Here is a 13067-nt window from a genome sequence, read left to right as displayed (position 1 = left end):
GACATCACTTGCGATTTGCGCGCGAGCGCTTTGACTCCTGCCTTGCGCGCTGTGCCTGCTCGATCTGGGCGAGCTTGGCGGTCAGCAGGCCGGTCGTCGTCTTCAACGCCACTTCCGACAGGTTCCAGGCTTTGTTGAACTCGTCCTGCGTCAGGTGTTTGCGCCGCAGGCCCCGCCTCAGGTGAGCTTGCGTTTCGGCCAGCGACGCGCGCGCCATCCGGTAGTAGTTCGCGCCATCTTTCGGGAGGAACCGGCAGAAGCCTTCAGAGATTTGCGCGGGAGCCTTGGAGGTCGAGCGCCGGATCTGATCGCACCAGTCTCGATCCTTGCGCTCGATCCGCGGAGCGATGTCGTCGACGAGATTGGCGAGTTCGTCCGCGGTCTGATACGCGACGAGATCCTCTGGACGCGAGATCTTGGGTTGCATGCGGGTCGCAATCCCAAGACACGTGCCCGCCCCGTCATTCCAGTCGTGGTTGGGTATCCGACTGAGTCGCTGCGGTTTCCCCGGGAGCGGCAGATCCTCCGCCAGGCTGACGCCCGAAACCGTCAACCGGCGTTGCCACCTCCGTGTTCGTTGCCCCACAGGGAGCGAAGCGACTCTCCCATCGCCCGACCGCGAGCGAAGCGAGTCGCTTCCCGGCCCTGAGCCCCGTGCCCGACCGGGAGCGAAGCGACTTTCTTCCCGGCCCTGAGCCCTGTGCCCGACAGGGAGCGAAGCGACTTCCTTCCCGGCCCTCAGCCCCGTGCCCGACGGGGAGCGAAGCGACTCTCCCCCCGCCCGACCGCGAGCGACGCGAGTCGCTTCCCGGCCCTCAGCCCCGTGCCCGACCGGGAGCGAAGCGACTCTCCCCCCGCCCGACAGGGAGCGACGCGACTTTCTTCCCGGCCCTCAGCCCTGTGCCCGACCGGGAGCGAAGCGACTCCCTTCCCTTCCCGTCCCGATCACCAGTTGAACCGCACTTCCATCTGGATCACCCGCGCCGTGTCCTGACCCTGCAGCCCCGTCACGCGATACCCGGCAATCGTCGTGTTGCCGATACCGCTGACCGCCAGGAAGTTCGGGTGATTGAACACGTTCAGCATCTGCGCCGCGATCTCGAGATTGGTCCGGCCCACGATCGCGGTTCGCTTCGCGATCCGCAGGTCGTGCTGCTGGAATCGCGGGCCGTTCAGGATGAGGGCGCGGATGCCGCAGTCACCGTAATTGCCGTTGCCAATCTCGATGCAGTCCGGGCCGTTCGCGGGAGCGAAGTAGCGGCCGGTGGGCACGCCAAGGTTGCTGTAGCCGGTCGCCGACGTCGCGCTGACGTTGAACGCGAGGATCGTGTTGTCGATGACGTCCTGCGGGAACATGAATACGCGCTTGTTCGCGTCGTCGAACCGCAGCTTGAACATCTTCTGCACGTCCTTGGTGCTCATGCCGACGAGACGGACGTTGCCGATGTTCACCGGCGTGCCGCTCTGCAGGCGTGAGAAGACGCCGATCTGCCAGCCACCGACGATGCGATTCAGCACCCCGTTCGACGTATTGGCCCAGCGGCGCCCCTGGCCGAACGGCAGATCGTAGATGACATTCGCCTTGAAGGCATGCGGGATGTCACCGGTATTGCCTGACGGACGCAGCCAGTACTCGCCCCGGAAGAAGCTGGCGAACTGGTTGTCGTACTGGTGGCCGAACGTGTAACTCGAATTGAACTGCAGCCCCTTCGAGTACCGGCGCCGGAGCTCGAGCTGGAGCGCGTTGTAGCGCGTCTTGAAGTAGTTCTTCACCACGAGCGCCGCGGACGAGTGCGGGTTGGCGATGAAGAAGTTCGCGGGCAGGCCGGCGGCGATCGCGTTGTTCCTGAACTGCGCGTTCCCTTGCAGGCCGTTGGTCGTGTTCGTCGACGCGAAGTTGAACGGCTGCGGATTCCGTTCGGCAAGGAAGCCGAGGAACGTCGCGTTGGTCCAGCTGCCGCCGGTGTAGAGCGCCGGGTTGCCGGCGTTCGCCGCCGGCTGGGCGTTGTAATAGGCGAGGAAGATCGGCAGCGGTGACGTGCCGGGCGCGCCGGTGTAGGCGAACGACGGGGCGCCCGTCGCCGCCAGGTTCGCGCGCAGATTCGCCTGCGCCCGCCGGAACTCCTGGAGGAAGCCGTTGTCGGTGATGTTGAACTCGTTGTAATTGAACCCGCCGACGCCGGCGCCGGGGGCCGCCCAGCCGTCGCGGCTGCGCGTGCCGACGTAGCGGATCTCGACCGCCATGTCGCGCCCGAGGCCACGCTGCAGACCCGCGGACCAGGAGTCGGCCGACGGCACCTGCAGGTTCGGATCGAACGTGTTGATCGAACTGGCGGTCGAGGCCGGCAGCGGATATGCGGGGGACTCCGGGATCGCGGGGGGACCGAGCCGGCTGGTGTCGCGGAACAGGAGCGGCGCCGCGCCGAGGTTGTTCAGCCCCGAGTTGCGGGTCGCATCGATCAGAATCCCGGGATTGGCATTCAGACGCCCGGTGTAGTCGTTCATGCCCGGGCGGCTGTAGGCGCGGTTGTAGCCGCCGCGGATGACGAAGTCCCCTTCACGTCCCATCAGCGCGCCGAGCACGCCGCCCTTCTGCGCCGGCGTCCACGCGATGCCCACGCTCGGCGCCACGTTGTTCAGATCGGTGTTATGCGCCTTCGATCCCGCTTTGTACTGATCGTAGGTCGGGAGTTGACCCGGCGTGTTGCCCGGCTTGAACAGGTTGCACGAATTGTCGCTCGCCGCGCCCGAGATGCCGCAGACCTGGTTGATGTTCGCGGTTGAGTACAGACTGTTCCTCGGCTGGAACGGATTCTGGAGCGCGTAGCGGACACCGAGATTCAGCGTCATGTTCGAGCGGATGCGCCACCGATCCTGCGCGAAGACCTCGTACTCGCGCAGCCGCCCTTCCTGCAGCCCCGGACCGACGTAGACATACTTGCCCGTGCCGGCATCCAGCCTGGCGTTGCCGCCGATCTGCGAGACGCGTCCGGTCAGCAGCGCGTACAGATTCGACGCCGCCGTCAGATGGTCCTGCGAGGCGCCAGGAAAATTCGCGGCCGTGAACATCGTGTTCGCCGGGTCGTTCGACAATACCTGGAAGTTGACCGACGGGATGAGCGTGACGTCCTTCGCCCAGATGTCGTACTGGGTGAACGAACCGCCGAAGCTCAGACTATGCGAGCCCTTCAGCCAGTTCAGCGTGTCATCGATCAGCAGGCTGTTGGCGTTGCGCGACTGTGGCCGGAACGGCGGCGCCGCCGGGCTGGTCAGACCGGATCCGACGCTCGGGAAGTTCAGCGCGAATCCCTGGTAATCCGCAAACATGGCCGGAGTCATCTCGTCGAAGAACCTGACGGGGGCGCCGCTATAGCCGAGGCGCGCCTCGTTCACCAGGTTCCTGCCCAGCGTCGAGCGCATGGACCCCGACCAGCCGAGGCGGATCGACGTCTGGCCAGCAGAGACCGGGAACCCGGGAAACGAGTATTCCATCGAGTTCAGCGTGTCCGGGTAGTCCGAGAACTTCTGATAGTTGTAGGCGAACTTCGCGCGGTGGTTCTGCGTGAGGTTGTAGTCGAGACTGAAGGTCGGGTACCGCCGCTGCGTCATGACCGGCACGTTGAACGTGAACTGCTGCACGTTCGCGTCGAGGTCGGCGAGCGAGCCGCCCGACACGGCGGCCCGGATGTCCGACAGCACCTTGCCGATGGTCGGATCGACCGTCGCCAGCTGTCCGTTGGCCGCCGCCAGCGCCAGCACGTTGATGCATCCGCCCGTATAGCAGTAATTCCCCGCCTGCGCACTCGCCGTCAGGACGTTGCGGTTGTTCCGCGTGACCTGGTTGGGCTGTCGCAGCTCTTCGTAGTTGGCAAAGAAGAACGCCTTGTTGTGGCCGTCGAACAGGCCGGGGATGACGATCGGGCCGCCGGCGCGGAAGCCCCCCTGGTTCTGCCGCAGCTTGGCCTTCTTGACGCCGTCGCGGTTGTTGAACCAGGTGTTCGCGTTCAACCAGTCGCGGCGCCCGAAGTAGTAGCCGCTGCCGGTAAAATTGTTGGTGCCGCTGCGGGTCACGAACTTCACCTGCACCGCCCCCTGGCCGGAATCTCCCGAGTCCTGCGACGCCGTCGACACGGTGACTTCTTCAATCGCGTCGAGCCGCGGGCTGACGATGGCGAAGAACCCGTCGCTCGTGCGCAGCGTGTTGTCCTGCACGTTGACGCCGTCGAGCGTGATGTTGATGGTGCCGCGCGGCAGGCCGTTGATCGTCGCCTGGCGGTTGCCGTTGGCGGTGGTGACACCCGGCAGCATGTTCACGAAGTCCATCGCGCTGCGGCTGGTGATCGGCAGCTGGGTGATCTGTTTCGCGTTGATAGTCTGGGAGACCGCCGACGACTGCGTCTGCACGATCTCGGATGACGACGAGACCGTCACCTGCTCGGTGACGCCGCCCACCTGCATCGTCGCCTTGACGTTGGCGCCGGCGGCGGAGGTGATCACGACGTTGTTGATGACGACGGTCTTGAAGCCCTGCAGCGTGACGGTCACGGTGTAGGTGCCGATCGGCAGGCTCGCGATAGAGAACAACCCTTCCGCGTTCGACACCGCCGTGCTGGTCACACCGGTGCTGTTGTGCTTGGCGACGACATCGGCCCCGGGGACGACGGCGCCGGTCGTATCCATGACCGAACCCGAAAGCGTCTGCGTCGTGCTGCCCTGCGCCGACAGCGTACGAGGCGCTGCCAGGGACACGACGGCGCAGAGAAATACCACTCCCCACCGCATCGCACTGCGATTCATCGACTACTCCATCCTTCGTGGGGCCTGCCCTCCGGATAAGGGCGGGCCGGTTCCCTGGGGCCCGATGGAAGCTGCTGTCTCGATACCCGCGGGGAGCAGCGACAGGACGTCACTGCCCGCTGCGAACCGCCCCCTCCCAGGCGCAATCCGCAACCGCACAATCCCGCGAATGGCACACGCTACACGGGGATCCCATTTCCGGTCAATGCCGATCTGGCGACAGTATAAATTCGTCTTATTGGATTATTAGGCACCTCTCTACCAGCTGAAGCGGGTGACCAGCTGAATAATCCGGCTGGAGTTCTCCTGGACGCCCGTGACCCGGTAGTTGTCCGCGTTGGTCGCGTTGGCGAACGACGTCGGGAAGCCGACGGGCGTGAAGTTCGGGTGGTTGAACGCGTTGATCAAGTCGGCGCGGAACTCGAACATCGTCCGGCCGACGATGCGGGTGCGCTTCACCGCGCTGATGTCGACGCGATGGTAGAGCGGCCCGGTCAGCGCCAGGGATCGGATGCCGCAGTCGCCGGACCCGCCGATGCTGCCGATGTTGTTGCCCGAGACGGTGCTCGTCGCGGTGTTGTTGGTGGTCTCGAGACAATCCGGGCCGTTCGCGGGGGCCAGGTAGCGGCCCGACGGCGGTCCGAGCGTCCCGTACCCCGTCGCCGACGTGGCGCTGGTGCTGAAGGCGCGGACGGTGTTCTCGAGAATGTCCTGCGGCAGCATGTAGATGTTCACGGGGGCGCTCGAATTCACGCCGGTCGGCGCGTACTCGTACCTCTTGTACGCGTTCTGCAGGTCCTTCTTTGACATCCCGACGAGCCGGACGTTGCCGACGTCGACCATGCGGCCGCTCTGAATCCGCGCGATGCCGTCGATCTCCCAGCCGCCGACCAGGCGATCGAGCAGCCCGCTGGCGTTGCCGAGGAACCGCCGGCCGTTGCCGAACGGCAGCTCGTAGATCCAGTTGAACTTCAGCGCGTGCGTGATGCTGCCCGGATCCCCGGTCTGGACGACCTGCTTGTACGGCGTCTTCAGCGAATAGCGCACCGATTCGTACGAATTGCCGAAGACGTAGCCGCCCTGGAGCAGGAACCCGTGCGACAGCCGCTTCGTCACGTCGATCTGCAGCGAGTCGTACTTGGTCCGGCCCACGTTGGTCTCGAAGTTGGCGTTGTTGATGTCGGGGTTGAGCTGGAACAGGTTGGCCGGCAAGCCCGCCGCGAGCGCATTGGTTCGCCGCGCCGGGTCGCCCGACAGCCCGGTGTTCGCATTGGTGCCCGCCGGCGTGAACGGCTGCGGGTTGAACGCGGCGAGCGGGTTGGTGAAGTTGGTGTCGTTCCAGAGGTTGCCGGTATAGCGAGCGGGGTCGCCCGCCTGCGACGTCGGCGTGCCCGTGAAGTAGGCGAGATAGATCGGGAGCGGCCCGGTGCCCGGCAGGCCGGTGTAGGCGAACCCGCGGCTCGCCTGGCCGCCGGCGATGTTCGCCTGCAGATTCCGCTGCGCCTGACGGAACTCGTTGACGAACCCGTTGTTGACGATGTCGAGCTCGTTCAGGTTGATGGTGCCCCAGCCCTGCAGGTGGCGGGAGCCGACGTAACGGACCTCGACGCCCAGGTCGCGCGTGACCTTGCGCCGGATGCCGCCGGCCCATGTCTGTGCGTACGGCGTCTGGATGTCGGGATTGAAGATGTCGACGTTGTCCGTACGCTGCGGGGTGAGCGGATAACTCTGCTCGCTCGGAAACCCGCCGGGGCCAAGGCGGTTCGTCTGGCGCAACAACACCGGCAGGCCGAGTCCGTCGTTGTTCAGCGCGTTCTGGCCCGACTGGGTCGTGTCGCGAATCGGATTCAGCGACACACCGGGGTTCGTGCCGAGCGGACCGGTGTACGACGACAGGTCGAGGCGCTCGTACGACATCGCGTAGGACCCGAAGAAGACGGTGTCCCCTTCGGCTCCGAACAGCGTGCGCAGGAACCCGCTCTCGCGCGCCGGACGCCATGTGATGCCCAGACTCGGCGCGAGGTTGTTCAGGTCGGTGTTGAAGGCTTTGGTGCCCTTGGCGTAGTTCACCAGCTGCGGCTGGCGCCCGGTCAGCGTGCCCGCCTTGAACAGATTGCAGCCGCCGTCCGCGGCGACCCCCGACACGCCGCACAGATCGGCGAGCGTCGCCGTCGAGTAACTGTTGTTGTGCGCCACGAACGGGGTCTGCAGCTCGTAGCGGAGGCCGGCGTTGATCGTCAGGTTGTTGCGCAGGCGCCAGTTGTCCTGGGCGAAGAACCCGAGCGAGTTCATGTGGCCGCGCTGGAATCCGTTGCCGAGATACTCGTATTTGTTGGTGTTCTCGTTCAGCCGGACGGTTCCGCGGACGGACGTCACGCGTCCGGTGAGCAGGCCGTACAGCGCCCGGGCGTTGTTCAGCTGGGTGTTCGACGCGCCGGGGAAGTTCGCCGTCGTGAACATCGCCGCAGCGGGGTCGCCGGTGGCGATGCCGAAGCGCAGTTCGGGAACCATCTGCTGGTTCTGCAGCCAGACCTGCCCGCGGGTCCACGATGCGCCGAAGCTCAGGTTGTGGTTGCCGTTCACCCAGTTGAAGGTGTCTTCGACCACGCGGGTGGCGGCCTCGCGTGCCGAGAAGTTCGCGTTGTTGCCGGCGTTGGCGAGCGCCGTCGAGCAGCAGCCGTTGCCCATGTTCAGGTAGTAGCCGCCCTGATCGCCGACGCTGTTGCCGCCGAAGAGCCCCGGACTGAGCTCGGGCGAGAAGAAGGTGGCGCCGCCCGACGCGCCCACGCGCAACTCGTTGACGACGTTGGCGCCGAACGTCGAGCGCAGCGAGTTCGAGGTGGTGTAGCGCGTCGACTGCTGGCTGCCGGTATTGGGGAATCCGGGGAAGAACGGCTCGCGATTGTTCGTCGTGTCCGGCGTCGAGTTGACGTGATTGTAGTTGACCGATCCGCTGAGGCGGTGGTTCTTGCTGATGTTGTAGTCGATGCGGCCAAGCGGATACGGTGTGAAATTCTTGGTCGGGACCTGGAACGAGGCCTGCTGCAGGATCGGATCGGCGAGGTTGGTGATCGATCCCTGCGCGCTCGCCGCGCGCATGTCGGCGAACAGCTTCGCGATGATCGGATCCAGCGTCGCGGTCTGGCCGTTCGCCGCCGCCAGCTGGAGGAGATTCACCGTGGTGGACCCGTAGGTATAGGCGCCGCCCGCCGCGGCCGCGGTCAGGATCACGCGATCGCGGCGCGCGTTGCTCGGCGATCGGCTGTCCTCATAGTTGAAGAAGAAGAAGGCCTTGTCGTGACCGTCCCAGATCCCGGGAATCACGATCGGGCCGCCGGCGTTGAATCCGGGCTGGTACTGCCGGAGTGCCGCCTTCGGCGCCTTCCCGGTCGCCGGATCCGGCGGCAGATTGCGGTTGTTGAAGAAGCTGTTGGCGTTCAGCGCGTCATGGCGCAGCGTGAAGAACGTGCTGCCCTTGAACGCGTTGGTGCCGGACTTGGTCACGAACCTGACGTTCACCGCCCCCTGCCCGCCGCTGTCGGCGCCGTTCGATGCCGAGGTCACCGTCACTTCCTCGATCGCGTCGAGCCGGGGCTGCACGCGCGCGAAAAAACCGTCCGAGGTCTTGAGGTAATTGTCCTGGATGCTGATGCCGTCGAGCGTGATGTTGATCGCCCCCTGCGGCAGGCCGTTGACGGTGGAGTTGCGCGCCGTGCCCGGGGTGTTGACGCCGGGAAGATTGACGACGAAGTCCATGGCGTTGCGGCTGGTGAGCGGCAGCGCCGCGATCTGCTTCGAACTCATCGTGGTCGACACCGTCGAGGACTGCGTCGCGACGACTTCGGAGCCTCCCGTCACCACGACCTGCTCCTCGATGCCGCCGACCTGCATCGTCACCTTCACGCCCGCGGGAACGCCGGCGTTCAGGATCACGTCGTTGACCGTGACCGTCTTGAAGCCCGCCAGACTGACGGTGACGGAATAGGTGCCCGCGTTCAGCGCGGGGACGGTGAACTGCCCTTCGGTATTGGTGACCGCTTCGGACACGGCGGCCGTCGCCATATTCTTCACGACCACACTGGCGCCCGGGATGACGGCGCCCGACGGGTCGGTCACGGTTCCAGCCAGCGACGTCGTCGCGCCGCCCTGGGCGGACGCCCCGGACGCGCAGAGCGCGACCATCGCGAGCGTGAAGGCACTCACGAACAGCCTTCGTAGGGTACTCGTCATTCCATCTCTCCTCGGTGCGAACGGGTGGCCGGATGGTGGAGGGGAATGAACGGACGCCGGCCGAACGACCGCAGACGCGCAGGCACGGGCGGGCCCCTCCTCCCTCCGTATACAACGCGTATTCCGGGAGAAAGTACCCGGTTGACTGCCGTCCGTCAAGGGACCGGACGCACTTTACAGGGACGAGTCGCGAACGAGGACGGAGCAGCAGGTGACCCCGCCTTCCGCCTTGGCCAGCTCGCCCGCAGGCACGGGAAGCGTGGCGAATCCCGACGCCTCCAGACGGGCCCGCGTGCGCGGGTATTCCTCCGCACAGATGACGCAGCCGCTCACCGGCAGCACGTTTGCCGCCGCCGGCTCGTCCGGGTCGATCTCGATGACCTCGAACCCGTCGAACAGCGTGCGGTCCACCCACGCCGGGTTCACCAGGATCTCCGGGGTATTTCCGGCGGTGGCGGGGAGAAGACTTACCGCGCTCTTCAGGTGAAGGCACCCGTGGACCGGCACGGGGATCACCTCGAACCCGAACGGCGCGACATGCCCGGCGAGCTGACGCGCGCCCTCGGAGTTGGTCCGCCCGGAGATGCCGACGAACACGCGTCCGGGCGTGACCAGGACGTCGCCGCCGTCGAGAGTTCCGGGGGCGTCGATGAACCTCAAGGGGCGATGCGGCGAGAGCGCCTCGACCATCGCCTCCACCTCCCGGCGCCGCGACTCCGCGCCCGGGCGCGCGATCACCGCGACCCGGTCGAAGACGACGGCCGTGTCCTCGACGAACACGGAGTCAGGAGAATCGGGCGCCTCCGGCAGGCGCCGCACGTCGCAGCCGGCGCGCCGCAGCGCCTCCTCGTAGGCGGCGTGCTGCTCCACCGCGCGCGCGTAGTCGATCGGGGCCCGATCCAGGTGCGTCAGCTCGCAGCGATCGATGCTCGGCGGCACCGCGCGGGTCAAGGCAACAAGCATGGCTTCACGCTACCGTCTGCTTCGCACAGAAGGCACAAAGGCACGAAACCAATAGATATCAGTTCTTCGTGCCTTCGTGCCTTTATGCCTTTATTTATTGCGGAGCTTCGTGCCTTGGAAACTAGAAGATGGTCTGGATGGACTCGAGCGCGTAGTCGATCACGCGCGTCGGCAGCACGCCGAGGTAGAACGTCGCGAGCATCGCGAACGCCAGCGCCGCCATCGCGGGCACCGACACGGCGGGCCGGGCCGGCTCCGCCCCTTCGTCCGTCATGTACATCATCACGACGATGCGCAGATAGAAGAAGACGGAGACGACGCTGGTCAGCACGCCGACGATGGCGAGCCAGTAATGTCCTTCCTGGACCGCGGCCGAGAAGATGTACCACTTCCCGATGAAGCCGGCGGTCGGCGGGAAGCCGCCGAGCGAGAGCAGGAACACCGTCATCAGGCCGGCCAGCGCCGGGCGCGTCTTCCACAGCCCGCCGAAGTCACGCAACTGATCGTGCGGGTGCGACGCCGTGCCGAGCAGCGAGACGATGCCGAGCGCGCCGAGATTGGCCACCGCGTAGGTGAGCAGGTAGAACAGCACGGCCGATTTGCCGGCGCTGTTCGCGGCGATGATGCCGAGCAGCAGGTAGCCGGCATGCGCGATGCTCGAGTAGGCGAGCATCCGCTTGACGTTGTTCTGCAGCACGCCCATGACGGAGCCGAGCACCATCGTCGCCACGGCGATGGCCGAGAGAATCGGGACCCACTGGTCGTGCATGGGCTCGAGCGCCGAGAGAAACACGCGGGCGAAGCCGGCGAACGCCGCCGCCTTGACGCCGGTCGACATGAACGCGGTCACGATCGTCGGCGCCCCTTCGTAGGCGTCGGGCGTCCACATGTGGAACGGCACGGCCGAGACCTTGAAGCAGAAGCCGACCGCGAGCAGGCCGACCGCCAGCATCGCCAGCGTCGTGTTCGGCCCGGAGGCGATGGCGGTGCCGAGTTGATCGAGGCGCGTCGATCCGGAGATGGTGAAGGCGAAGGCGATGCCGTAGAGGAAGAACGCGCTGGAGAACGCGCCGAGCAGGAAGTACTTGAACGCCGCTTCCGCCGCCGCCGGGTTCTCGCGCCGCAGGCCGGTGAGCACGTACACGGCGAGGGACAGCACCTCGAGCGCGAGGAAGATGACCAGGAGGTCCGTCGCCGCCGCCATCAGCATCATGCCGCTGATGGCAAACAGCGTCAGCGCGTAATACTCGCCCGCCGGCAGCCCTTCCCGCTCCACCACGTCGTGCGAGAACACCATCGTCAGGACGCCGACGATGCACAGGATGATGTTGATGAACAGCGCGAAGTTGTCGGCGCGGACGACGCCGAAGCTGACCGCGTCGGTGTTCCACAGGAAGCACGAGGCGACGGCGGCGCCGACGAGGCCGATGAGGCCGAAGCCGGCGATGTACATCCGCTCGCCGGGATGGCGGATGGCTTCCGCCAGCATCGCGGCGATCGCCGACAGCACGACGATGAGGATCGGAATGGTCGCGGCGAAGCTGTTCACGGCGCCACCTGCCCGATCATCTGCACCACCTTCACCACCGACGGTTCCATGGTCCGCAGGAAGATGCCCGGCGCCACGCCCATGAAGATCGCCATCGCGACGGTGGGGATCATCAGCGCCCACTCACGCGTCGACAGATCAGGCAGCCGGCGGTTCTTCTCGTTGGTCAGCTCGCCGTAGTTGACGCGCTGGAACATCCACAGCATGTAGACCGCCGAGAGGATGACGCCGGTGGCGCCGACGGCGGTGACCGCCGGCCACCAGCGGAACGCGCCGAGCAGGATGAGGAACTCGCCGACGAAGCCGTTGAAGCCGGGCACCGCGATCGACGACAGCGTGACGATCAGGAAGCAGGCGACCAGCCGCGGCATCACCGCCTTGATCCCGCCGTACTCGGCGATCAACCGCGTGTGCCGCCGATCGGACAGCATGCCGACGATCATGAAGAGCCCGCCGGTGCTGACGCCGTGGTTCAGCATCTGGTAGATCGCGCCTTCGACCCCCTGCACCGTGTTCGAGCACAGCCCGAGCACGACGAAGCCGAGGTGGCTGACGCTGGAGTAGGCGACCAGCTTCTTCATGTCCGGCTGCACCATCGCCACCAGCGCGCCGTAGACGATGCCGACGACGGCGAGACCGGCGATCCAGGGGGCGAAGTACCCCATGGCGTTGGGAAACAGCGGAAAGGCGAAGCGGAGCAGGCCGTAGGTGCCCATCTTCAGCATCACGCCGGCGAGGATGACGGATCCCGCGGTCGGCGCCTCGACGTGCGCGTCGGGCAGCCAGGTGTGGAACGGGAACAGCGGGACCTTGATCAGGAACGCCAGCGCGAAGGCGAGGAAGAACCACTTCTCCATCTGCCACGACAGCGCCGTCCCATAGAGCTCGACGAGGTTGAAGGTCGGCTGCCCGCTCGCGGCGCCGTGCGCGTAGGCCAGGCCGATGATCGCGACCAGCATCAGGATGCTGCCGACCATCGTGTAGAGGATGAACTTCACGGCGGCATAGATGCGCCGCTCGTAGCCCCAGATCCCGATCAGGAAGTACATCGGGATCAGCACCGCGTCCCAGAAGATGTAGAACAGGAACAGGTCGATCGAGACGAACACGCCGAGCATCGCGCTCTCGAGCGCGAGCAGGAAGAACGAGAACAGCTTCACGTTCTTGTGGGTCGATTCCCACGAACAGAGCAGCGCCAGCGGCGTGAGGAATCCGGTCAGGACGACGAGGAACAGGCTGATGCCGTCGACCCCGAGGTGATAGGAGATGCCGAACTGCGGCAGCCACGACCGGTTCTCGACGAACTGGAACCCGGGGTCGGCGGGATTGAAGCGCCACCAGAGGAAGAGCGTCGCGGCGAACGCGGCCAGCGATACGCCCAGCGCCGCGGCGCGGACGATCCCTTCGCGCTCGGGGCGATCGCCGCGCCCGCCGGCAAGCAGGACCAGCAGGGCGCCGACGAGGGGCAGAAAAACGATGGTCGTTAAGAGCATCTCTCCGATGTCCGAAAACCGATGTCCGATAGCCG

At 66.0% G+C, this 13067-nt stretch carries 6 protein-coding genes; all 6 read right to left on the bottom strand.

Annotated features, from left to right (window positions below):
- Positions 1-4: 4 nt before the first annotated feature.
- A complete protein-coding gene (locus VFK57_21890; protein HET7698382.1) occupies positions 5-427 on the bottom strand; it encodes a four helix bundle protein in 423 nt (140 codons plus the stop codon).
- Positions 428-945: 518 nt separating this feature from the next.
- Positions 946-4797, bottom strand: coding sequence for a TonB-dependent receptor (locus tag VFK57_21885; protein HET7698381.1), 3852 nt, complete (start codon positions 4795-4797; stop codon positions 946-948).
- 258 nt (positions 4798-5055) lie between these two features.
- Positions 5056-9027 carry a carboxypeptidase-like regulatory domain-containing protein gene (locus VFK57_21880; GenBank protein HET7698380.1) on the bottom strand — a complete coding sequence of 1324 codons (3972 nt, stop codon included), beginning with the start codon at positions 9025-9027 and terminating at the stop codon, positions 5056-5058.
- Between the two features lie 174 nt (positions 9028-9201).
- Positions 9202-9990: an arginine deiminase-related protein gene (locus VFK57_21875; protein ID HET7698379.1), complete on the bottom strand. Its 789-nt coding sequence runs from the start codon at positions 9988-9990 to the stop codon at positions 9202-9204.
- A gap of 121 nt (positions 9991-10111) precedes the next feature.
- Positions 10112-11539, bottom strand: a complete 1428-nt coding sequence (locus tag VFK57_21870; protein ID HET7698378.1) for an NADH-quinone oxidoreductase subunit N — start codon at positions 11537-11539, stop codon at positions 10112-10114.
- Complete coding sequence (locus tag VFK57_21865) at positions 11536-13032, bottom strand: NADH-quinone oxidoreductase subunit M (GenBank protein ID HET7698377.1); 1497 nt, start codon at positions 13030-13032, stop codon at positions 11536-11538. The genes VFK57_21870 and VFK57_21865 overlap by 4 nt, the downstream gene beginning before the upstream one ends.
- Positions 13033-13067 lie beyond the last annotated feature (35 nt).

This window comes from Vicinamibacterales bacterium, from assembly GCA_035699745.1.
In the GTDB taxonomy this organism is placed as follows: domain Bacteria; phylum Acidobacteriota; class Vicinamibacteria; order Vicinamibacterales; family 2-12-FULL-66-21; genus JAICSD01.
This window is presented reverse-complemented; position numbering and strand designations above follow the sequence as displayed.